The following is a 21,966-nucleotide window of genomic DNA, read 5'->3' as shown; positions in this document are numbered from 1 at the left end:
CAGGAGGTGTGCCCGGCGTGAACACCATCCAGAAGACCATCGACGAACTGGTCGCCTCGGGTGCCGAGAGCGGGGTCCAGGTCGCCGTCTACCGGCACGGCGAGCTCGTCGTCGACGCCACGGCCGGCGGCCTCGCGCCGTCCGCTCTCGTCTACAGCGCCTCCACCGGCAAGGCCGTCACCGCCACCGTCGTCCACGTGCTCGTGGCGCGCGGAGTGCTGTCCTACGACACGCCGATCGCCGCGCTGTGGCCCGAGTTCGGCGCGCACGGCAAGGCGGCGGCCACCGTACGGCACGCGCTCACTCACACCGTCGGCGTGCCCGCCGTACCGGAGGGCACCACGGTCGAGGACCTGAGTGACTGGGACACGATGTGCCGCGGCATCGCCGGCTCGGTGCCGTGGTGGGAGCCCGGCACGAAGACCGGCTACCACGCTCACACGTTCGGCTGGATCCTCGGCGAGGTCGTCCGCAGGGCGACGGGCAGGCCCGTCTCGCAGGTGCTCCGCGAGGAGATCGCCGAGCCGCTCGGCATCGCCGACGAGCTGTTCCTTGGAGTCCCGGCCGCCGCGCTGGGCAGGGTGGCCCGCCTCGACGACGCGCCTGGCAACGCCGCGATGCTCGCCGCCATGGGCGACTTCCCCGGCACGCCCCGCGCCCTCATGCCCGGCGCGGACTACGCCAACAGGGCCGACGTGCTCACCGCCGACATCCCCGCGGGCGGCACCTTCTCCGCCCGCGCGATCGCCCGGATGTACGCCGCCCTGCTCGGCGAGGTGGACGGCGTGCGCCTGCTGTCGCCCGAGCACCTGCGCGAGGTGACCGCGCCCGCCTTCACCGGCACCGACCAGCTCATGGGCAACCCGGTCACGTGGGCGCTGGGCTACGCGGCGGGCCGTCCCGGCGGCTCGCGCCCCGAGACCTCGTTCGGCATGGTCGGCATCAACGGGAGCGCGGCCTTCGGCGACACCGCGGCCGGGCTGGCGTTCGCGCTGACGAAGACCCGCTTCTCCCTCGCGGACGCGAGCACGGTCAACCAGATCCTGCCCCTCCTGCCGTGACCCGCCCGCCGCTCCACGCCCGGGCGCCAGGTCCCTGAAGCCCGGCCTCTGGGTCCTCGCGAGAGGAGGGAGTCCTGGGAAGCGGGCGTTGCAGCGAGTCAGCGGGAGGCGGATGCCGCGGTCTTCCCGTGGATCCGGGCACAGGGGACGGGTCGGTCGTTTCGGTAGCTCGGGGGTGGGAGTCGAGCCGCGGCTCCGGGGCGGGGGGTCGGGCCGCCCCGGGGTGATTCCGCGCGGCCTCAGGTCAGGTGCCGCAGGGTGTACGCCGGGTCGGCGTAGGCGCCGCCCTGGAGTGCCGGACCTTCCGTGCCGCCGAGCGTGCCGGCGTACGCCTCGGCGTCGTCCTGCGGCTGGTAGCCCTTGCTCAGCTCCCAGAAGCGCCGCGTGTTGGCCGAGACCGCGTAGAGCGTGCGGAAGCCCGCGTCCTTCCGCGTGAGCGCGTCGACGAAGAAGCCGGCGCAGTCCCCGGGGCTCAGCCAGGTCGACAGCTGGCGCGCGTCGGCGGGTTCGGGTTCGAGGCTGCCGATGCGCAGGCACACGACCTCCAGGCCGAACTTGTCGGCGTACAGCCTGCCGAGGGCTTCGACGGCCACCTTGCTCACGCCGTACAGGCCGTCGGGGCGGGGCGGCATGTCGGGGGAGACGGTCACGGCGGAGGGGTAGCACCCGGTCAGCCGGTTGCTGCTGGCGAGCACGACCCGGGGCACGCCCGCGCGCCTTGCCGCTTCGAGGACGTGGTGGGTGCCCAGCACGTTGCCTTCCAGCAGCTCGGGCAGCGGGGCCTCGTCGGGCACACCCGCCAGGTGCACGATCGCGTCGGCGCCCGCGACGATGCCGGCCACCGTCTCGGGGCTGTCGAGGACGGCCTGCCGTACCTCCTCGCCGGGGGCCTCGGGGGTCAGCGGCCTGCGGTCGACGAGCACCAGCCGGGTGGCCACCTCGCGCAGCGCCCTGCGGATCGCGGTCCCCACCAGCCCGGCGGCTCCTGTCAGTACCACGGTGTCCATAGCCATGCGCCGGAGTCTGTCACGCTCATTGACAAACAAAGTTTTTACGTACAACATTGTTTTTGCGATGAGAGACGTCCTGTACCTGGAACAGATCGAGCAGGCCGAGGCCCTGCTCAAGCCGCAGCGCATCGAGGTGCTGCGGCAGCTGGCCGAGCCGCGCACCTGCACCGAGGTCGGCGCCCGGCTCTCCCAGACCCCGCAACGCGTCTACTACCACGTCAAACGGCTGGTGGAGGCCGGGCTGGTCGAGCAGGTGTCCGAGCGCAAGGTGCGCGGCATCAGCGAAGGCATCTACCAGGCCACCGCCCGCTCCTACTGGCTCTCGCCCCGTCTCGTCGGGCGCATCGGCGGCCTGAGGAAGGCGCAGGACGAGCTGTCGCTCGGCTACCTCCTCGACCTGATGGAGGAGGTCCAAGCCGACATCGCGGCCCTGGATCGCACGGCCTCCGAGCTGCCGTCCATCGGCGTCTCGGGGGAGATCAGGGTGCCGCCCGAGCGGCGCCAGGAGTTCATGAACGACCTGCGCGACGCCCTGCAGGACCTCTTCACCCGATACGGCGGCGCCGAGGGCGACGCCTTCAAGCTGGCCGTGGCCTGCTACCCCAAGGGAGAGACACATGACTGAGCCGATGACCCTCCGCGTCCGCGTCGCCGCCCCGGCCAAGCAGGTGTGGCACGCGCTGACCGACCCCGCGTCGCTGCGCACGTGGCTGGCCGAGCACGCCGAGGCCGACCTGCCCCACCGCTTCGAGTTCTGGGGCCGCCACACCCCCGAGGGCGACGCGCCGCACCAGCGGGTGCTGCGCGCCGACGACCGCTCCCTGACCCTGGAGTGGACGCTCGACGGCGAGGCCACCACCACCGAGATCTCCCTCGAGGAGGAGGGTGACGACACGACGATCGTCACTCTCAGGCAGAGCCACTTCGACTTCCAGGACGTGATCACGGGAGCCAGCATCAGGGGCGCCCTGCAGACGTACTGGGCGCTGTCGCTGGCCAACCTCGTCGACCACGTGGAGGGCCGCGAGCTCACCCCCAAGGTCGACTACACCTCGGCCGTCATGCGGGAGGAGGTCGTCATCGACGCGCCCATGTCCGACGTCTACCGCTCGCTGACCGACGGCGCGGAGGCGACCCGCTGGTTCGGCTACCCCATCGAGATCGAGCCGTTCGTCGGCGGCCGCTGGGCCATGGGCGGCTTCGACAACCCCGACCCCGCCAAGGTCGTCGACCTGGTCGAGGGCCGCGCGATGTCGGTCGACTGGGGATCGGCCGGCATCTCCAGCTGGGAGCTGGCGGAGTCGGACGGCAGGACCAGGCTCACGTTCGTCCAGTCGGGCTTCGACGCGGCCCGTCCGCCGCACGCGGCGTGGGGCGGCTGGCTGTCGGGTCTGGCGGAGCTGCGCCGCTACCACGAGCTGCCCGACTGGCGTCCGATCTGGCTCGAGGCCGCGTGACCCGAGCGTGCAGGCGGCGCAACGGCCGGGGCGCCCACCAGTTGGCCGCCCCGGCCAGCCGCATGAACGCGGGCACCATGACGGCCCTGATGACGGTGGCGTCCACGAGGATCGCCACCGCCATGCCGACCCCCAGCATCTGCACGAACACCACCCTGGCCGTCGCGTAGGCGGCGAACGACAGTGCGAGGATGGCCCCGGCGGCGGTGATGAGGGGCGCGCCGCGCTGCAGGCCATGGGCGACCGCGGTGACGGTGTCGCCGGTCCTGGCGTACTCCTCCCTGATCCGCTCGATCAGGAAGACCTCGTAGTCCATGGACAGCCCGTAGGCGATGCAGAACATCAGGATCGGGATGCTCGGGTCGATGCTTCCCGTCGGGGTGAACCCGAGCAGCCCCGACAGGTGGCCGTCCTGGTAGACCCAGACGAGCGCGCCGAACATCACCGCCATGCTCAGCAGGTTCAGCACGGTCGCCTTCAGCGGGATCAGCACGCTGCCCGTCATGAGGAACAGGATCACGAAGGTGACCGCGAACATCAGCCCGATCAGCGGCGGCAGCCGGTCCACCACCGAGGCCCGGTAGTCGGCGAGTTCGGCCGTGTAGCCGCCGACCAGCACCTCGAACGGCGCGGGCGCCGCGCGTACCCGCGAGACCAGCTCGATCGGATCGCCCTCCATCTGGCCGGCGGTGGGCACGACCGACAGCCAGGTCCCCTCTCCGCCGCGGAACCTGGCAGGGTCGCCGTCGCCGGCCCGCGCGCCCCTGACGTAGGAGCCGGCCGCGGAGTCGACCTGCGCGACGCCGTCGAGGCGCGACAGCGCGGCGGCGTACGCCGCGACGCCCGTGGCCGGGCCGGTGGACACCACCTGGAGCGCGTCGGTCTCCTCGGCGGGGAACTCGGCCCTGATGATCTCCTGCGTCTGCCGGGCGGGCGCGCTCGGCGGCAGGATCCGGTCGTCGGCCACGCCGAAGTCCAGCCCCAGGAACGGCGTGCCGAGCACGAGCAGCGCCAGCGTGGCGGCGCCGCCGTACCGGAGGGGCCTGCGCATCACCCGCGTCGCGACCGCGTGCCAGAAGCCCACGGCCCGCTCGCCCCGGTCGCGCCGCGGGATCACCCGCGGTCCCACGGCCGCCAGGACGGCCGGCAGCACCACCACGGCGCCCACGACGCCGCCGATCACCACGGCGATCCCCGCGTAGGCGAAGGAGCGCAGGAAGCCGAACGGCAGCGCCAGCAGCACCGCCAGCGAGGCGGCGACCGTCGTCCCGCTGAAGACCACCGTACGGCCCGCACGGGCGACGGCGGCCACGACGGCGTCGTGCGGGGCGCGGCCCTGCCGTACCTCCTCGCGGAAGCGGGCCATGACGAACAGCGAGTAGTCGATGCCCAGCGCCAGGCCCATGGCCAGCGTGATGTTCAGCGCGAACGTCGAGACGTCGGCGAAGAGCAGCACGACGCGCAGCAGCGCCAGCGTCGTCACCATCGCGAAGACGCCGACCATGATCGGCAGCACCGCCCCGAGCACCCTGCGGGAGTAGAGCCAGAGCAGCGCGAAGACCAGCGGAAAAATGATCATCTCGGCGCGCAGGAAGTCCTGCCTGGCCTGCGGGACCGTCTGCCTGAACACCTCCTCGCCGCCGCCCGCGCGCACCGAGACGACCGCGTCGCCCTTGGTGACCTCGGGCACCAGCGCGGGCAGGATCCGCGAGCGGACCACGTCCGCGTCGCCGGGGATGCGCGCCACGACCAGCGCCCGCGTGCCGTCCTCGCTGCGCAGTGTGGCGGGGTTGCCTCTGGTCCAGTAGGAGGCCGCCTCCGCCACCCCGTCGAAGGCGTCCACCCGCCTGGTCAGCTCCCGTCCCGCCGCCGCCACGGCCGGGTCGTCCACGGTGCCGGTCGCGGCCGTGACGAGCAGGATCAGGTCGACGCTGCCGGTGCCGAACCGCTCGGCCAGCTCGGCCGCCGCCCGGTCGGACTCCGATCCCGGCGCCTCGAACCTGGCGAGCGACAGCGCGTTCACCGTCCCCGCCCCCAGCGCGCCCATGGCCAGCGTGGCCAGCAGGGACAGCAGCATGACGAGGCGGCGCCGGCGGACGAGGAATGCACCCACGACTCACTCCAAACACGACGAATTACTCGTGTTTGGATTAATACAAGTCTTCGCTCGTATTTGTCAACGCGCCTCCGGCGATGCCCTCCTACGCGCCCCGGGGTCCGCCCTCCTACGCGCCGGCGTGGAAGCCGCTGAACAGCAGGACCGCGAGTCCCAGTGCGACCAGTACGTTCACCACGGTGGCCGCGGCGAACACGCCGACCGGACGCCAGCCCGCCTCCCGCAGCGAGGCCACGCGGAACTCCAGCCCGATGCTCACGAAGGCGAGGATGAGGAACCACACCCGCAGGTCGTTGGCCACCCCGACGACCTCCTTGCCCGCGGCGGCGGGGACGGCGGCGAGGTACCAGGTGGCGATGACGGAGGCGGCCACGAACCCCAGCACGAACTTGGGGAAGCGGCGCCACAACTCGATGGCGCCGGGGCGCTCGGCGTCGGGCCGGCGTTCGACGCGGAAGGCGAACCACGCGGTCAGGGCCACGACCACCACGCCGATGAGGGCGTTCTGCGTGACCTTCACGATGGTGGCGACCGCCAGGGCGTCCTCGCCGACGAGGGCGCCCGCGGCCGTCACCGCCGCGGTGGTGTCGATGTTGCCGCCGATCCAGGCCCCCGCCACCGCGGGGCTCAGCCCGAGCGCCGTGGCCAGTCCGGGCAGGATGAAGATCGACGGCAGCGCGAAGGCGATCACCAGGCTCGCGCTGTAGGCCAGCTGCTCCCGCCTGGCCTGGACGGCTCCCGCCGCGGCGATGGCGGCGCTGACACCGCAGATCGACACGGCGGCCGACAGCAGGGCGCGCAGCTTGTCGTCCAGGCCCAGCCTGCCGCCCAGCCACCAGGTGAACAGGAACACCGTGCCGATGAGCACGATCCCCTGGACGACGGCGGGCCCGGCGGCGGTGACGACCACCTTCAGGTTGATCGAGGCGCCGAGCAGGACGAGGCCCGTCTTGATGAAGAACTCGGTGCGGAAGCCGCCCGCCAGACGGTCCCTGAGCCCGGTGGCGGTCAGGACCACGTTGCCGAGCAGGCCGAGGGCGATGGCGTAGACGGGGTACTCGACGGCCTTGGCCAGGTCGGAGCCCGACCACCACACGGGGACGTTCCGCTCCAGGAACCTGGTCGCGGCGGCGAGGACCAGCACGGTCAGCACGCCCGCGGCGGGCCACACCCAGGTGGCGGTGGCCGGGGAGGGGAGGCGGGTGGTGCTCATCACGGGATCAGCCCTGCCGGGATCACTCCGGTGATGACCAGCAGGAGGAGGGCGAGGCCGACGATCGTGGCGGCCCAGTCCTCGTTGAGGGCGGCACGGCTGTCGCCGTCGGTCCGCGTCTCGTGCTCGCTCATGGGATGCGCCTTTCTGTGGGGGTGTGCCGGGGAGGGCAGGCGCGCGCCGGGAAGGCGGGTGCCAGGGGGGGGCGGGGTACGCCGGGGGGAAGGGGGCGGGGCGCCTCCCAACGCCCCGCCCGTGGAGGACCCTTCTCGTGAGGCGAGCGACGAGAGGCTCGCGGTGGATCACACCCTTGACACTCGGCGATATTCCCCATGAAGTCAATAGGGAATACATGAAACCTTGCTCACCAGCCAAGAGAAGGTGAAAGGCCATGCCGAACCCCGTGTCGGGGCCTACCGTCGAGCACATGTCGATCAATGAGGACGCGCGCCGTATCGGGGCGCTGGTTCCCGCTCCCGACCGCGCGGTGGTCGTGGCGACGCCCCCCGTCGCAGGGGAGGGGCACTGGGCGGGCGCGCCCAGCGCGGCGGCCGGTGACGGGCTTCAGCGCCGTGCGCTTCACCGGCGGCCTCGTCCAGGCCTTCTACGACGGGCGGGCGAGCGCGGCGGAGAACCACGAGGAGCGGACGGGCATCGCCGAGGGCGGCGACCCGGCCGACCTGCGCCCCGTCGGCACCCTGCCGGTCGCCGCCTCCCCGCACGCGGGCGGCGGCCTGCGTTACCTCGACCTGGTCGACCTGCCGGACGGGCGCACCCGCGTGTACTACGAGTTCACCAGGCCCGACGGCTCCCACGAACTGCTCACCGAGCTGCGCTGAGCGGGCCCGCTCGACGGGGTCGCGCAGGCCCACGATGAGCCTGGCGTGCGGGACGGCGACGCGGCCCCACCTCGGGGCCGCCGACGACGAGGAAGTCCGGCAGGCTCACGACGGATCCTCCCTACGCCTGCGCCAGGGTGAGCACCCCGGCGCCCACCAGGGCGACGGCCCACACCTTGTCGACGTTGAACCAGGCCCTGCGCAGCACGGTCAGCCCGACCACCTCGAAGACGAGCAGCGCGACCGCTCCCGCGACGGCGAACATCGCCAGCGTGTGGAGCGCGGCCACGCCCAGGCCCCCGGCGAGCGCGTGAGAGCCGTGTCCCGCGTGCTCGCCCTGGAGGCCGGTGAAGACCGGGATCAGCATCAGCCCGGCGCCGTGGGCCGAGGACATCAGGAACGACCAGCCCGCCAGCTGGAGGAGCGACAGGCGCATCCCCACCCAGCGGAAGTGCCGCCTGGACAGCAGCAGCCACAGGCCGTAGCCGACGAGCACCACGCCACCCGCCACCGACAGCACCGTTCCGGTGACCAGCGAACCCGTGACCGCGACGACCAGGCCGACCAGCGCCACCGCGGCCAGGTGGCCCGCCGCGATCGCGGGAAGCGCGGCCAGCAGCCGGCTCCTGCTGCGCTCCTGCAGCCCGCGGGCGACGGCGAACAGCCAGCCCATCGCGGGGTTCAGACCGTGGAAGGCGCCCAGCAGGAGCGCCGCCGTGACCGTCACGGATAGCAGTAGGAGTCGGAGGAGGCGTCGCCGCCCTGCAGCCTGACCTGGTGCGGGCGCAGGCCGCGGAAGTCGTCGCCGTGCGGGAAGAAGCGCTCGTCGAAGGTGAAGGACCCCGTGTCGATCTTCGCCAGCCAGGCGCCCACGCCCTCGGGGTAGAACTGGTCGTCCCACGCGCCGTACAGGGAGTTGGTCACGTAGAGGCGGCTGCCGTCCCTGCTGACCTCCACCATCTGCGGGCCGCCGCGCAGCGGCTCGCCGGGCGCGGCCGGGTGGGCGCGGTTGCCGACGATCCCGCCGATGCGCAGCGAGCCCAGCTCGACCGGCTTGAACGGATCGGCGACGTCGTACTGCTTGATCTCGCCCGTCCCCCAGCAGGAGACGTAGAGCCGCTGGTCGTCGACCGCCAGGTCGATGTCGGTGACCAGCGGCGGCACCGCCCCGAACGGCTTGAGCACGTCGGGCAGCAGGGCGGGGTCGGCCGGCTCGGCGGGGATGTCGATGACCTTGCGCACCTGCCAGCGGCCGTCCTCGTGGAACCACGTCCAGACCGAGGCCGACAGGTCCTCGACGCTGGTGACGACGCCGACGAAGCCGTAGGTCCTGGTCGGGTCGTGGGCGGGCCGCAGCTCCAGCGGCATCTGGTACTGGTCGCCGAGGTCGACCTCCTGTACGTGCCGGCGTCTGCGCAGGTCCCAGAAGTGCAGCCGGTGACCGTACTTCCGGCCGAGCAGCAGCTCGCCGACGACCCCGCCCTCGATCATCGACGGCGTGCCCCACTCCGAGGTGACCAGCACGTCGTGGTTGATGTGCCACCAGAAGTCGTAGGCGAGGTACTGCGGCCCCCTGTCGACCTCCCAGCGGCCGAGTACCTCGAAGGACTGGTGGTCGAGGATGGCGATGCCGCCGGGGCCCTCCTCGCCGTTCGCCCCGCCGAGCGCGGAGACGTAGAGGCCCTCGGGCCCGCAGTGCACGGTGTGCGGGCGGGAGTAGCCCGCCCGTGCGGCCAGTTCCTCCGGCTCGATGACCTTGACGATCTCGGGGCTGATCCGGTCCTTGGTGTCCAGGATGTAGATGCGTGAGGAACGCAGCCCCGGCACGACCAGGTAGCGCCGCTCCACGTGCGGGTGCGGCGCGTAGGGGCACAGCGCGCTGCTGCAGGCGTTCCACCCGAAGTGGTGCAGTTCGTCACCCGTGTACGGCAGGTCGGTCCAGCCCACCACGCGCCCGTAGCGCGAGGAGGAGGGGTCGGTGTCGAGCACGGCGATCGCGTCGGGCCGTTCGGCGCTGCGGTCGAAGGCGGCGACGTAGGCCAGGCGTTCGGCCGGCGCGGCGGCGGCGTCTCGGGGCGAGGGGTAGAAGGTGGGGTCGGGGGTCCAGAGTGCCATGGTCCCAGCATCTCCGATATCCCTACAAGGTCAATAGGTAATTATCTATGTAAAACCAGTAGGAAATATTTACTTTGCGGCCGCGAGCGCGTAGGTTCGCCGGTATGAGGCAGGGTCCCTACCTGACCACGCGCCCGCACGTGGACCACGGCCACGTCGCCAGCGCGCAGTGTCGCTGATCACGGAGCTCATCACGCGTGCTGATCGCGCGCCGTTCCCTCCCGCGTGGCCGAAGGCGCCCGCGCGACCCACCGACGAACACTCCCCTGGCGTGCCCGCCCCGCCGCGGGCCGCCGTGCTCTCGTGAGGACACTCCCTTGATCAAGATCAGACACGCCCTGCCGTACGCGCTGGCCCTGGCGACGCTGGCCGCCTGCGCGACGGCCGAAGGCTCGGCCACCGGCAGCGGCGCCGAGACGACCGAACTGCGCTACCAGGGCAGCGCCGGCGCCGTCACCTTCCCCGAACTCGCCCAGGAACTCGGCTACCTCGGCGACATCAAGCTCACCTGGGTCGGCAACACCACCAGCGGACCCCAGGACATCCAGTCGGTCGCGACCGGCCAGACCGACATCGGCGGCGCCTTCAACGGCGCGATCATCAAGCTCAAGGCGGCCAAGGCGCCGATCAAGGCGGTCATCGGCTACTACGGCTCCGACGAGCGGAGCTTCAACGGCTACTACGTGAAGGACGACAGCCCCATCAGGACCGCCCGCGACCTGATCGGCAGGAAGATCGGCGTCAACACCCTCGGGGCGCACCACGAAGCGGTCATCAAGGAGTACCTCAAGCGCGAGGGGCTGACCTTCGAGGAGATCAAGCAGGTCGAGCTCGTCGTCATCCCGCCCGTCAACACCGAGCAGGCCATCCGCCAGGGTCAGCTCGACGTCGGCACCCTCGGCGGGATCCTCAAGGACAAGGCGCTGCAGCGCGGCGGGCTGCGCCCGCTGTTCACCGACGTCGGCCTGTTCGGCCCGTTCACCGCAGGCGCCGTCGTCCTGCGCGAGGACTTCATCGCCGCCAACCCCCGCACCACCAGGACCTTCGTCGAGGCGTTCGCCAAGGCCGTGCGCTGGACGCAGACCCACCCCCGTCAGGAGGTGGTCGCCACCTTCCAGAAGATCATCGCCAGGCGCGGGCGCAGCGAGGACGCCACCGCCGTGACGTTCTGGAAGAGCGCCGGCATCGCGGGCGCCGGCGGCGTGATCGCCGACAAGGAGTTCCAGACCTGGATCGACTGGCTGGAGCGCGAGGGCGAGATCCAGCCCGGCCAGGTCAAGCTGTCCGAGCTGTTCACCAACGCCTACAACCCCTACGCCGGCGGGAGCGCCTCATGAAGATCGTCATCCGCGACGTGGGCAAGGTGTTCGACGTCAGAGGCGCCGACCGGCCGTTCACCGCGCTGGAGAGCATCGACCTCGACATCCGCGCCGGCGAGTTCCTCACGCTCGTGGGGCCGAGCGGCTGCGGCAAGTCCACGCTGCTCGACCTCATCGCCGGCCTGACCCCGCCGACCTCGGGACAGATCCTCATCGACGGCGTCCCCGTCACCGGCCCCGGGCTCGACAGGGGCATCGTCTTCCAGCAGTACGCGCTCTTCCCCTGGTGCACGGCCACCGGCAACGTCGAGTTCGGCCTGGAGGCCAAGGCCGTGCCGAAGAAGGAGCGCGCCGAGCGGGCCAGGCACTACCTGGACCTGGTCGGGCTGGCCGGGTTCGAGGACCGCTACCCGCACGAACTGTCCGGCGGCATGCGCCAGCGCGTCGCCATCGCCCGCAGCCTCGCCTTCGACCCCGACGTCCTGCTGATGGACGAGCCGTTCGCCGCGCTCGACGCCCAGACCCGCGAGTCGCTCCAGGAGGAGCTGCTGCACATCTGGCAGAAGACCGGTAAGACGATCGTCTTCATCACGCACGGGATCGACGAGGCCGTCTACCTCGGCCAGCGCGTGGCCGTGATGACTTCCCGGCCCGGCCGCATCAAGGAGACGCTCGCCGTCGAGTTCGGCTCCCGCGAGGGCGACCTGCGCGCCGAGGCGCGCTTCGGCGACTACCGCCACCACATCTGGGCCCTGCTGCGCGACGAGGTCGCCGCCGCACGCCGCGAGGAGGTGGGCTCCGTTGGCTGAGCTGACCTCGCCGGTCGCCCTGTCCGGCCGGCCCGCCCAGGCGCGGTGGCACGGCCCTTCCGACGCCGGCGTCCAGAGGAAGCCCAGGACCGGGCGGCTGTCGACGGCCGTCGAGCGCTCGGCCGCGATCGTCCTGCTGCTGGCCCTCTGGGAGGCGCTGCCGAGGACAGGCGTCGTCGACCGGGTGTTCGTGCCACCGCTGTCGGAGAACCTGGTGGCCTGGTACGAGCTGCTGCTCTCCGGCCAGCTCGGCGAGCACCTCGGCGCCTCGCTGCTGCGCTCCTTCGCCGGATTCGCCCTCGCCATCGCCCTGGCCATCCCGCTCGGCCTGGCCATCGGCTGGTACCGGCCCGTGGCGGCCTTCCTCAGCCCCCTGCTCGAACTGTTCCGCAACACCTCGGCCGTCGCCCTGCTGCCGGTGTTCACGCTGATCCTCGGCATCGGCGAGACCACCAAGATCACATTCGTCCTCTACGCCTGCTCCTGGCCCATCCTGCTCAACACGATCAGCGGCGTGAAGACCGTCGAACCCCTGCTCGTCAAGTCCGCGCGATCCATGGGCCTCGGCCCGTTCCGGCTGTTCCAGAAGGTGATCCTGCCCGCCGCCGTCCCCACCGTCTTCACCGGCGTACGGCTGGCGGGCGCGTACTCCATCCTCGTCCTGCTCTTCGCCGAGATGGTCGGCGCCAAGGCCGGGCTCGGCTACCTCATCCAGGCCTCCCAATCCAGCTTCCGCATCCACGACATGTACGCCGGCATCATCACGATCTCCGCCATCGGCCTGCTGTTCAACCAGCTCCTGGTCAGCGTGGAGCGCCGCTTCTCGACCTGGAGGACCACATGACGAGAACCCACACGACGAGAAAGCTGCACCTCAACGCCTTCCTCATGGGCGTCGGCCATCACGAGGCCGCATGGCGGCACCCGAGCGCCGAGCCGTCCAGGCTGACCGACGTCCGCCACTACCAGAACCTGGCCAGGACCGCCGAGCGCGGCACCCTCGACTCGGTCTTCCTCGCCGACGGCCTGGCTCTGTGGGGCAACGTGAAGCACAACGCGCTCGGCGGCCTCGAACCGCTGACGCTGCTGTCGGCGCTGGCCGTCGTCACCGAGCACATCGGGCTGATCGCCACCGTGTCCACGACGTACAACGAACCCTTCCACGTGGCCCGCAAGTTCGCCTCACTCGACCACATCAGCGGCGGCCGGGCCGGCTGGAACATCGTCACCTCCGCCGGCGAGGCAGAAGCGCACAACTTCGGCGTCGAACGGCCGCCGCACGCCGAACGCTACGCCAGGGCCACCGAGTTCCTCGAGGTCGTCGGCAAGCTCTGGGACAGCTGGGAGGACGACGCCGTCCTCGGCGACCGCGCCGGCGGCACCTACGCCGACCTCGGGAAGATCCACCCGATCGAGCACGCCGGCCCCCACTTCAACGTCCGCGGACCGCTCAACACCTCCCGCGCCCCCCAGGGCCGGCCGCTGCTGGTCCAGGCAGGCTCGTCCGAGGACGGCAAGGACTTCGCCGCCTGCCACGCCGAAGCCGTCTTCACCGCCCAGCAGACCCTGGGCGAGGCGCGCGCGTTCTCCATCGACCTCAGGAACCGCCTGCGTGCCCACGGCAGACGCCAGGAGGAACTGCTGATCCTGCCCGGCATCTCCCCGATCATCGGCTCCACCGAGGAGGAGGCGCGGCGCCTGGAGAAAGAACTCGACGACCTGCTCATCCCCGCCTACGGGCTCGTCCAGCTGTCCACCCTCATCGGCGTCGACCTCGACGAGGACGCCCTCGACAAGCCGCTCCCCGACGTCGGCGTCGACACCGAAGGAGCGCAGAGTCGCCGCAAACTCGTCGTCGACCTGGCCAGGCGCGAGCAGCTCACCGTACGCGCGCTGCTGTCCCGCCTCGCCGGCGGGCGCGGCCACCGCGTGATCGCGGGCACACCCGAGCAGATCGCCGACGAACTGCAGGAATGGTTCGAGTACGGCGCCGCGGACGGCTTCAACATCATGCCGCCGATCCTGCCCGGAGGACTCGAGGACTTCGTCGACCACGTGGTGCCCGAGCTCAGGGACCGCGGGCTGTTCAGGACCGAGTACGAGGGGCGGACACTGCGGGAGAACTACGGGCTTGCCAGACCGCCGTCCCGGTACGCGGCAGCACCCGAACGCGAACTGGACGTGGTGGTGACCTCATGACCGAGACCCTGTTCGACCACGGCGACGGTTTCGTGGCCCGCGCGGTGCCCGACCACGAGCTCGATGGGGTGGTGGGCTCATGACCGACACGATGCCCGAGCGCGCCGTGGACGCCGACCGGTTCAGGAGGGCCCTGGCCGTCCACGCCTCCGGTGTCGTCGTGATCACCGCGCAGAACGGGGGAGTGCCGGTCGGGCTGACGGCCACCTCCTTCACGTCGGTGAGCCTCGACCCGCCCCTGGTCTCCTTCTACGTCGACCGAGCCTCCGCCACCTGGCCGTGGCTGGCCACCGCCGACCACTTCGCGGTCAACGTGCTCACCAGCGACCAGGCCGAACTGGCCACCCGGTTCGCCCGCAAAGGCATCGACCGGTTCGCCGAACCCACCCGATGGCGGCCGGGCGAACTCGGCGCGCCCTTGCTCGCGGACGTGTCCGCGCACCTGATCTGCCTGCCGTACGAGAGGGTGGACGTGGGCGACCACATCCTGGTCGTCGGCCTGGTGGCGGAGGCGGACATCCACCACCGGGGCCGTCCGCTCCTGTACCACCAGGGCAGCTTCGGCCGCTTCACCGCCCACCCCTGATCACGTCGTCTGGCCGGTCCTCGTCGTTCAGATCCGGGCGCGGACCGGCAGCCCCGTCCCCGCCCACGCGAGCCTCCGGGGCCGGGTAGGACCTCCCACCTGGTGCGTCCGCCGGATCGTCCTCCCGGCCGCCTGGGCGGGGGTCCCACGGCGAGTTTCCCCTGTCATCCCCCTGACCCGGCCCGCGGCCGTCCGGCGAGTGGGCCACGTCGGTTTCCTGGCCCGGTCGGGTGTCGTGCGGCCCGTTCGCCATGCTCTCCTGGCCTGGACGGGACTCTTGCGTCGTGTCCAGACCCTGGCCTGGCCGGGACTCGTGCATCATGTCGAGACTCTGGCCCGGGCCGGATTCTTGCGTCGTGTCCAGACTCCGGCCTGGACGGGGCTCTTCCGTCGCGCCGAGACTCCGGCCCGGCCAGGGCTCTTCCATCGTGTCGAGACTCCGGCCCGGCCAGGGCTCCTCCATCGCGTCGAGACTCCGGCCCGGCCAGGGCTCCTCCCTCACGTCGACGACCTGGTCTGGGCGCGGCTCCTCCGCGGTGTCGACGAACTGCTCGGCCGAGTCGCCCTCCGGTTGGCTGGACGCCCTCTTGAGGCGGTCGGCACCCTCACGGTCGCCCTTCCCCGCCTGGTCGGCGCCGCCGGACCGATCCCCGTCGGGCCGATCCGCGCCGGGCCGGTCCACGCCGGGCCGGGTCGTGCCGGGCCGGTCCACGCCGGGCCGGGTCGTGCCGGACCGATCCGCGCCGGGCCGACGATCTTCCGCCTGCCGTTGTTCGCGCGGCTCCGGCAGGGGCCGCGCCCGCCGCACCCGGTCCCGCTCCGGCTCATACGCGTGCACCCTCGTCTCGCCGGCGAACGAGCTCGGCGGCAGCCGCCTCTGGCCACGCGACGGGGATCCTCCCGTGCCCGCGCTTCCACCACCGCCACCCGCCATGGGCGCGATCGGCGGCACCAGGTAGCCGGGGTAGCCGGGGAAGCCGCCCGCCTCCCGCCCGCCACCCCCGCTCCCCAGGACGTGCTCGCCCCCGCGCTCCCGCTGCCTGCGCGGTGCCCTCGCACCGGCGGAGACGACGACCCCTGGCAGCAGGGTCTCGACCTGGTCGGGCAGCATGCCGTGCGCGACGGCCAGCTGGACGTTCAGATCCCGCAGGTAGTCACGCGCCCGCTCGTGCGCCCCGGCTCCTAGCGACCGAGCCCAGCCGTCGCCGTCCCCCTGGTCCCCCTGCTCGTCGCCGTCCTCCTGCCCGTCGGGATCGAGGACGCTCTCGAAGTTCAACTGGTACTGCAGGAGCACCCCGGCCAGCCAGCTCATCGTCTCGCCGGTCTGCCCGCTCACATGGGCCAGCGCCCGGCAGGTCGCGTGCACCTTGCGCATCCCTTCGAGCGCGAGCTCGGAGGTGTGACCGCGCCACGCGTTGGCCAGCTCGCGGGCCCGCCCCTCGAGGTCGCCCTGGAGCTCGGCGAACCACATCGCCAGGTCCGAGCAGAGCGTGCCCTGCGCGGCCAGCCGTAGCGGATCGACGGAATCAAGACACTCCTTGACGCTGGACGCGTTGTACGGCGAGACGTCCTCGTCCTCCCAAGGCTGCTTGGTGTCGACCACGTCGTGCCGGAGCCCCATACCGTTGATCGAGTTGTCCAGCAGCGGGCGCTGCTCCACGGCCCGGTCGTAGTTGTCGCCGGAGGCGTACAGCAGGCCGCCGAGGTCGGCGTAGCTGCGGTGAACGGCCACGGCACCCCGCTTGAGCGCGTCGTCGACGGTGATGAGGACCGTTCTGACGGCCTGCATCGAACCCCACCAGGCCCAGTCGGTGAAGTCGTCCAGCAGGAGCCCGCTGAAGCGGGAAGGGAGCCCCTCCCACGTGTCCGCTCCGGGGTCGGGGTTCCGTCCGGCGCCGAGGTCGGTCCACATCGCGGTGCCGATCGTCTTGAGCCGGGTGTGGTCCACCTCGACGTCCGCCCGGGGAGCCGGCCAGTCGGCTGACAGCTCGGGATCCTCGCTCCACGCGTACCACGGCTTCGACGGACCTGGAGGGTCTGGTGGCATGGGGGTGCCTCCACTGCGATGGGGTCGATCGCCTGAATGCATACATGTTATGTATCTACGTGAACGAGATGTGAAGATCCCGAAAAATCACCCTAAGTAATGACAGGCAGCGGCTCGGTGCTGACCCGTGGCAACGTGACGATCGCCGGGTTGCAATCGGCAGGCGTGACCCGCACCCCCTGCCCGGCCGCCACCTCCGCCAGCAGGACCGCGTAGCCCGTGACACCTTCCCGAAATGCTGGGAGGCTGCTCTCTGGCGAAAGGTCGATTCGGGCTCTTCACCTCGGCCGGTCCGCCCGACAAGAGGGCGGAAGGCAACGGCATCTCCACCCACTTCCGCGAGACGGACCGGATCACCACTGGGCACGGGAGCGCATGTGCAGCTGAGCAGCGAACGACAAACGGTGCATCCGCCTCGCCTGCGAGCGGGAGCCCTTCCCGCCGACGAGGTCGAGGAATCGCGGCGCCAGATCCTCGACGCCGCAGCGGCTGTCGGAGTCACCGTGACGGCGCAGACTCGAGCCGCGAGCGCGTAGGCGACCATGGCCAAGCCTGACCTGTACTTCTCCGTCGACGTGGAGGCCGACGGGCCGATCCCGGGGCCGTACTCCATGCTGAGCTTCGGACTGGCCGTCGCCGGAGCGTTCGACGGCGCCTCCTTCCAGGCGATGGACCCGGCCAAGGACACCTTCTACGCAGAACTCCAGCCGATCAGCGAGACCTACAACCCGGAGGCGCTCGCCGTAAGCGGGCTGGACAGAACCCGGTTGATCGTCGACGGGCAGGCGCCGCGCGACGCGATGAACGCGGCCGCCGCCTGGATCGCCCGCTGCGCCGACGAGGCCCAGGCGTCGCCGGTGTTCGCCGCCTACCCGCTGGGCTACGACTGGATGTGGATGTACTGGTACTTCATGACGTTCGCGGACGAGGGCTCACCCTTCGGCCACTCCCGATGCCTGGACATGAAGACCCTCTACGCGGCCAAGGCGTCCACGCCCATCGTGCGTTCGACGAAGCGCACCATGCCGCCCCACCTGCTGTCCGCCAGACCTCACACGCACAACGCTCTGGACGATGCCATCGAACAGGCCGAACTCCTGCAGAACCTCATGCGGTCACCAGCCCTTGGCGGAGGCTGACACGTATCGCACGACTCGCCCCAAGCCGCGATGCACAGGCGGGATGATCGTGAGCGTGTTCGTACAACGACAGGTCTGCGGCAGCGAGCGAGGGTTCAGCCACCCTCCTTGGTCACGTCGCCGGTCGTGGCGTCGACCTTGACCCCGTGCCAGGTGCCGTCCGGGGTGACGACATCGGCGTCCCAGACGAGAGTGTTCTCGTTGTACCTGTCCAGGCTCAGGTGGGTGATCTTGCCCTCTGGCACTGCCGAGGACACCTTCTCCACCGCCTCCTTGAAGGTGACCTTGGCGTCCTTGGCGATGCTCATGACCCTGCCCTTCTCTGCCTCGCCGGTGTCCTTGACCCGAGGTTCCGAGACCACCTTTCCTGACGCGTCCACCTCCATCACGCGTTCCGTGCCGTCGGGCCCCGCCAGCTGGATCTCCCAGAGCTGACCGTCGTTCTCCGCCTGGACCGAGAGGATCGTGGAGCCCTGGACGGCGGCGACGGCCGCGGCGCCCGCCTTCTCGAGGCCCGCCATGCCGCCGGGTTCCTGGCTGGGGTCGCCCGGAATCTCCGATGGTGACGCGAGGCCGGCGATGGCACCGCCCGCGGGCGCAGCCTCGACGGCCCTGGACTGGGTGGCAGCGCTCCCACAGGCTGCGACCGCGAGCAGGGCCGAGCCGGCGAAGACGGAGCGAATAATGCTGGTTGCCCGTTTTCTGTCACTCATACTGCTGACGCTGCCCGAGCCTCGACAAAGCCAAGCCCGAAGGTCGGACAATTCGGCCGAGAGTCCTTGTTCGGGCCCCACCGATTCGCCAGTGGTGCGCATGTCTCTAAAAGACGATCGACTGAAGCGCTGTCAGCCCCCAACTGATCGCACGGAGTTCGCACGCCAAGACGCTGGACAGAGCGACGTGCAGCCCCTGTCTCGGTGCCCGTAGTCGAACCCCGCTCATGGGAGAGCGAGCGGATCCCCTTCCTTGTAGCGAACATCGAACGACCAACGAATCACCCGAGCGCCTATCCGGTGCGGCACCAGATCGAGTCCGGGCGGGTCGGCTTTCGGCAACCACGTGGGCGACTGTGAAGCGCGCTGACGTGCTAGTAAGGAGGCGAATACCAGGAGTATGGTCACTGGTTTGGCGACCCAAAAAGTGACGGTGACGATCCCCGAGGAACTTCTTGAGGAGATCCGCGCGGATGCGGCTGAACGGGGCCTGTCGGCGTACGTCGCCGAGGCGTTGCGCTTCAAGCGTGACCGAGACCGGCTGCTGGAGCTGGTGAACTGGCTGGAGGAAGAATATGGGCCGGTCACCGATGACGAGCGCGCAGCGGCAATGGAGGAACTGGAAGACCTCGACGCCGAGCACGAGCACCGCCGCACCCGCGGAAAGCGCAACGCAGGAGAGGCTGCGTGAGCAAGCGGAGCAGTGAACGTGGGCATGTCCCTGGCTGTACGGGGCGACCGGAAGATGATCGCATGGCTCGACCTCGCCGCCCGGGGCCGAGGCGGAGGTGGTGACGTCTCCGATGACGGTGGTCGAGGCGTACGACGGCAGGATCACCGAGCAACGCTGGGACTGGGTGCTCTCCCGGCTCAACATCGCCGACATCGGGAAGGATCAGACCCGCCAGGCCCGCCGGCTCCTGGCTGATGCCAAGCTGCACGGGCACAAGTACGCGATCGACGCCGTCCTCGCTGTCATCGCACGACAGCAGAAGGGGCACGTCACCGTCTTCACATCAGACGTGGACGACCTTGAGAAGCTGGTCCCGGACTCGATCGTCGTCAAGAAGGTATGACCTCCCGCGTTGCTGACACCAGGCGTGACCCTTCGTTGGCACGGTCTCGGTTGAGGTGTCCGATGCGCCGGCGGCAGAGCGGACGGGACCCGTGGCGCTGGCCATAACGTCGGTGCGGCCCGCAGGGCTCACGATGGACGCTGGGTCATGGTGGTCAGCGGCCGCGGACCGACACCGGGAACCATCGGTTCGCGATGATCTGGACCTTCCCCTTGCCCTTGGCCGGGATGTAGGCGAGCAGCTCGTTGCGCTCCGTGCGCCTCATCGAGGATCGCACCGTGGACGGCATGCCGAAGCCCTTGTGCCAGTCTCCGAAGTTGGAGCTCTCCCAGATCTCGTTGCGGGTCTTACTGCGGTAGGAGTGCTCGATGTCGACACCGAACCAGACCAGAGCCCCACCGGATTTCGTGCGTACGGCGTACACGGCCGTGCCCGCGTCCTTGGCCCGGCTCTGGCCCGCCCAGCCGTTGCCCTGGTAGGCGTTCCTGTTGTCGATCAGCGAGCGATACGGGGACCTGATCAGCCGGCCGAAGGCGAACGGCTTGGCCGACGGGCTTCGGGTGCCGCGAGAGATGACGTCGGCGAGTGCGGCGGCGATCTCGCCGGGCGGCAGGGCCAGGCTGGCATCGTCGCCGGCCACCACCTCAGGGAAGTCTTCGACGTCGACCCCCGGCGCGAGGGGCCCCTTGGTCGTGGCCGAGAACGGCGTGTACGCCACCCGCCACGGCCCGCCCTCCCGCTCCTGCACGAACACCGGGATGTCCCGCGAGGCCGGCTGCGTCCCGCGGTCGGTGGCCGCGGCGAAGAACCATCTGGGGTAACCCGAGAACCTGGGCGCGGCCGCCAGCCCGGCGGTGTACTTCACCCGTCCGAACTTCAGGCCATTCCGCTTGTACACCGCGTATTGCGCGGTGTGGATCTGCAGCGCGGATCCCGTCTTGACCTTGCCGGCCAGCTCGCTGTCCAACCGGCCGTTGGCGCTGTTGATCGCCGACATGTACCGCTTGAGCACATTCGCGGCTGCCGAGGCGGCGATGGCCGGGGCCGGCGACGCCGAAGGCGAGGGGCTGCCGGTCGGAGACGTCTGGCGTCCCCTCGCCTGCTCGCCGCCGTCGCTGCACCCGCCGCTCGCCGCGACAAGGAGCGCCGCCGTCACCACGGCAGGGAGGGTCATCCGCATTGATGTTCTCACTTTCGACTGTCTTGATATCCGGTCGACGACGTACTGACCTGACAGATGGGTGCAGGAAGAGCACCTGGCTGTGCCTACGAAAGCCGCAGCCGCCACTTCTTGGTACAGATCGAGGCGCTGGTCGAATCTGCACGATGCTGGGCCTCGCCTCGTGTGCCGTACAACCCCAGTGGCGTGCCGAGCAGAGCGGCGAACGTCGGTGCGGGACTGCACTCTTGCAAACAGCGCTCGAAACGGGCCGCGTTCACGGGCCGGAACGGCGTCGGCAGGCGCCGCCGCCGTACCCGAGGCAAGGGTGCCGCCCACCAGGAGGCAGCTTGTCGGCGCAGTGGCGCGCATGCCCAGCCCCGAGACGGCGGACGCTGATATTTCGCATGTCATTGTCCTTGTCTGTCGCCCCGCCGGAGGGCAGGAGCAAAGCAGACTAGCCCAGTTGATGTCCAATAGCGGTATCAGGAGAAAACCGATATCCGATTCCGTATAAATGCTGGTAAGGCCATGGATGCGCTCAGATAAGCGTCACGACAGTGGCGGCGTGCCGCCAGAGCTGGCCGTTCAACTTGTGTGAGCGGGTGCAGGAGCGCGCGAGATCCGAATTACTGAAATGCGTACCCACATGCCGATCCGCGGCAGGTTTAGCAGCACGAGCAGCATGTTGCCGATCCACATCGACGCGATCAGGCCCCCAGAACAGCGCCGTTTCGTCGGTGATGACGTTCGAGCCGGGGGCTATGCCGTGGACGATGAATGCGCTGACCATCAGTGCCATGACCGGGTGGGTGGGCAGATCGCGGGTGAGCAGCGGGATGAACGACGTCTGTGCGGCGGCGTTGCGGGCGGGCCCGCGGCGCCCCCGATCGCGCCGCGCCACAACTCCTGCTGCCGCTTCGACGGCGTACGTGGGGAACGAGGCCAGCACGTGGCACCGCCGGGCAAAACGCCGAGAGTGGCGCCGAGACCGGTGCCCCGGAGGATCGGGCTGACCTCCGGCGCCGGTCCTCGCGAGTCGGTCAGAGGTGAGCGGACGCTCCCGGGTCCTCTCCCTCGACCAGAGCATGTCAAGGCCCTCAAGACC

22 protein-coding genes and 1 pseudogene are annotated in these 21,966 nt (G+C 70.5%); 13 read left to right on the top strand and 10 right to left on the bottom strand.

Going from position 1 to position 21,966, the window contains the following annotated elements; all coding sequences use genetic code 11:
- Positions 1-17 precede the first annotated feature (17 nt).
- Positions 18-1,061 (top strand): serine hydrolase domain-containing protein, encoded by a 1,044-nt coding sequence (locus ACWDLG_RS10925; protein WP_449918354.1) that lies wholly within the window; start codon positions 18-20, stop codon positions 1,059-1,061.
- Between the two features lie 239 nt (positions 1,062-1,300).
- Here the strand turns inward: ACWDLG_RS10925 and ACWDLG_RS10920 are convergent, their stop codons facing one another.
- Positions 1,301-2,074, bottom strand: coding sequence for an NAD-dependent epimerase/dehydratase family protein (locus tag ACWDLG_RS10920; protein WP_449918352.1), 774 nt, complete (start codon positions 2,072-2,074; stop codon positions 1,301-1,303).
- A 61-nt stretch (positions 2,075-2,135) separates the two neighbouring features.
- On the opposite strand from ACWDLG_RS10920, the gene ACWDLG_RS10915 reads away from it, so the two are divergent.
- Together ACWDLG_RS10915 and ACWDLG_RS10910 are read left to right on the top strand one after the other, a co-directional pair.
- A complete protein-coding gene (locus tag ACWDLG_RS10915; RefSeq protein WP_354914456.1) occupies positions 2,136-2,696 on the top strand; it encodes a helix-turn-helix domain-containing protein in 561 nt (186 codons plus the stop codon).
- Positions 2,689-3,426 (top strand): annotated as a pseudogene (locus ACWDLG_RS10910) (SRPBCC family protein); the annotation flags it as partial. The gene ACWDLG_RS10915 and the pseudogene ACWDLG_RS10910, both read left to right, overlap by 8 nt.
- Here ACWDLG_RS10910 and ACWDLG_RS10905 read toward each other — a convergent pair.
- The 3 genes from ACWDLG_RS10905 to ACWDLG_RS10895 all read right to left on the bottom strand — a co-directional run bounded on the left by ACWDLG_RS10905 (position 3,392) and on the right by ACWDLG_RS10895 (position 6,991).
- A complete protein-coding gene (locus tag ACWDLG_RS10905; RefSeq protein ID WP_449918656.1) occupies positions 3,392-5,605 on the bottom strand; it encodes an MMPL family transporter in 2,214 nt (737 codons plus the stop codon). The pseudogene ACWDLG_RS10910 and the gene ACWDLG_RS10905 sit on opposite strands and share 35 nt — an antisense overlap.
- Before the next feature lie 148 nt (positions 5,606-5,753).
- Entirely contained in the window at positions 5,754-6,857 is a 1,104-nt protein-coding gene (locus ACWDLG_RS10900; protein WP_449918349.1) for a YeiH family protein, read from the bottom strand.
- Complete coding sequence (locus ACWDLG_RS10895) at positions 6,857-6,991, bottom strand: hypothetical protein (RefSeq protein WP_354914462.1); 135 nt, start codon at positions 6,989-6,991, stop codon at positions 6,857-6,859. Before ACWDLG_RS10895 ends, ACWDLG_RS10900 begins: the two co-directional genes overlap by 1 nt.
- A gap of 420 nt (positions 6,992-7,411) precedes the next feature.
- Between ACWDLG_RS10895 and ACWDLG_RS10890 the strand changes: the two genes are divergently transcribed.
- Positions 7,412-7,696, top strand: coding sequence for a hypothetical protein (locus ACWDLG_RS10890; protein ID WP_449918346.1), 285 nt, complete (start codon positions 7,412-7,414; stop codon positions 7,694-7,696).
- A gap of 121 nt (positions 7,697-7,817) precedes the next feature.
- On the opposite strand, the gene ACWDLG_RS10885 is transcribed toward ACWDLG_RS10890, so the two are convergent.
- Complete coding sequence (locus ACWDLG_RS10885; protein WP_449918344.1) at positions 7,818-8,423, bottom strand: hypothetical protein; 606 nt, start codon at positions 8,421-8,423, stop codon at positions 7,818-7,820.
- Complete coding sequence (locus tag ACWDLG_RS10880) at positions 8,420-9,811, bottom strand: selenium-binding protein SBP56-related protein (RefSeq protein ID WP_449918342.1); 1,392 nt, start codon at positions 9,809-9,811, stop codon at positions 8,420-8,422. Before ACWDLG_RS10880 ends, ACWDLG_RS10885 begins: the two co-directional genes overlap by 4 nt.
- 317 nt (positions 9,812-10,128) lie before the next feature.
- Here ACWDLG_RS10880 and ACWDLG_RS10875 point away from each other — a divergent pair, with 317 nt between their 5' ends.
- The 5 genes from ACWDLG_RS10875 to ACWDLG_RS10855 all read left to right on the top strand — a co-directional run bounded on the left by ACWDLG_RS10875 (position 10,129) and on the right by ACWDLG_RS10855 (position 14,724).
- The gene (locus tag ACWDLG_RS10875; RefSeq protein WP_449918339.1) at positions 10,129-11,148 is read left to right on the top strand and encodes an ABC transporter substrate-binding protein; all 1,020 of its coding nucleotides are present in this window, start codon (positions 10,129-10,131) and stop codon (positions 11,146-11,148) included.
- On the top strand, positions 11,145-11,939 hold the full coding sequence (locus tag ACWDLG_RS10870) for an ABC transporter ATP-binding protein (RefSeq protein ID WP_449918336.1): 795 nt from the start codon (positions 11,145-11,147) through the stop codon (positions 11,937-11,939). Before ACWDLG_RS10875 ends, ACWDLG_RS10870 begins: the two co-directional genes overlap by 4 nt.
- A complete protein-coding gene (locus tag ACWDLG_RS10865) occupies positions 11,932-12,783 on the top strand; it encodes an ABC transporter permease (protein ID WP_449918333.1) in 852 nt (283 codons plus the stop codon). The genes ACWDLG_RS10870 and ACWDLG_RS10865 overlap by 8 nt, the downstream gene beginning before the upstream one ends.
- Positions 12,780-14,138: an LLM class flavin-dependent oxidoreductase gene (locus ACWDLG_RS10860; RefSeq protein WP_449918330.1), complete on the top strand. Its 1,359-nt coding sequence runs from the start codon at positions 12,780-12,782 to the stop codon at positions 14,136-14,138. The genes ACWDLG_RS10865 and ACWDLG_RS10860 overlap by 4 nt, the downstream gene beginning before the upstream one ends.
- 79 nt (positions 14,139-14,217) lie before the next feature.
- A complete protein-coding gene (locus tag ACWDLG_RS10855) occupies positions 14,218-14,724 on the top strand; it encodes a flavin reductase family protein (protein ID WP_354914476.1) in 507 nt (168 codons plus the stop codon).
- Here the strand turns inward: ACWDLG_RS10855 and ACWDLG_RS10850 are convergent.
- Positions 14,708-16,771 (bottom strand): hypothetical protein, encoded by a 2,064-nt coding sequence (locus tag ACWDLG_RS10850; RefSeq protein ID WP_449918326.1) that lies wholly within the window; start codon positions 16,769-16,771, stop codon positions 14,708-14,710. The genes ACWDLG_RS10855 and ACWDLG_RS10850 overlap by 17 nt on opposite strands.
- A 542-nt stretch (positions 16,772-17,313) precedes the next feature.
- Here ACWDLG_RS10850 and ACWDLG_RS10845 point away from each other — a divergent pair.
- Positions 17,314-17,910, top strand: a complete 597-nt coding sequence (locus ACWDLG_RS10845) for an exonuclease (RefSeq protein WP_449918325.1) — start codon at positions 17,314-17,316, stop codon at positions 17,908-17,910.
- A 95-nt stretch (positions 17,911-18,005) separates the two neighbouring features.
- On the opposite strand, the gene ACWDLG_RS10840 is transcribed toward ACWDLG_RS10845, so the two are convergent.
- Positions 18,006-18,623 (bottom strand): PepSY domain-containing protein, encoded by a 618-nt coding sequence (locus ACWDLG_RS10840; RefSeq protein ID WP_449918324.1) that lies wholly within the window; start codon positions 18,621-18,623, stop codon positions 18,006-18,008.
- 412 nt (positions 18,624-19,035) lie between these two features.
- On the opposite strand from ACWDLG_RS10840, the gene ACWDLG_RS10835 reads away from it, so the two are divergent.
- Both ACWDLG_RS10835 and ACWDLG_RS10830 read left to right on the top strand, forming a co-directional pair.
- Positions 19,036-19,314 (top strand): CopG family transcriptional regulator, encoded by a 279-nt coding sequence (locus ACWDLG_RS10835; protein WP_449918323.1) that lies wholly within the window; start codon positions 19,036-19,038, stop codon positions 19,312-19,314.
- Between the two features lie 100 nt (positions 19,315-19,414).
- The gene (locus ACWDLG_RS10830; protein WP_449918320.1) at positions 19,415-19,699 is read left to right on the top strand and encodes a hypothetical protein; all 285 of its coding nucleotides are present in this window, start codon (positions 19,415-19,417) and stop codon (positions 19,697-19,699) included.
- 154 nt (positions 19,700-19,853) lie between these two features.
- Here the strand turns inward: ACWDLG_RS10830 and ACWDLG_RS10825 are convergent, their stop codons facing one another.
- Positions 19,854-20,696 (bottom strand): hypothetical protein, encoded by an 843-nt coding sequence (locus ACWDLG_RS10825; RefSeq protein WP_449918317.1) that lies wholly within the window; start codon positions 20,694-20,696, stop codon positions 19,854-19,856.
- Between ACWDLG_RS10825 and ACWDLG_RS10820 the strand changes: the two genes are divergently transcribed.
- Complete coding sequence (locus tag ACWDLG_RS10820) at positions 20,674-20,928, top strand: hypothetical protein (RefSeq protein WP_449918315.1); 255 nt, start codon at positions 20,674-20,676, stop codon at positions 20,926-20,928. The genes ACWDLG_RS10825 and ACWDLG_RS10820 overlap by 23 nt on opposite strands.
- A 471-nt stretch (positions 20,929-21,399) precedes the next feature.
- On the opposite strand, the gene ACWDLG_RS10815 is transcribed toward ACWDLG_RS10820, so the two are convergent.
- Positions 21,400-21,810, bottom strand: a complete 411-nt coding sequence (locus tag ACWDLG_RS10815; protein ID WP_449918313.1) for a tripartite tricarboxylate transporter permease — start codon at positions 21,808-21,810, stop codon at positions 21,400-21,402.
- Positions 21,811-21,966 lie beyond the last annotated feature (156 nt).

It is taken from the genome of Nonomuraea sp. NPDC003727 (assembly GCF_053586935.1).
Note: the sequence above shows the minus strand (reverse complement) of the source record. Positions and strands in the feature narration are given on the sequence as shown.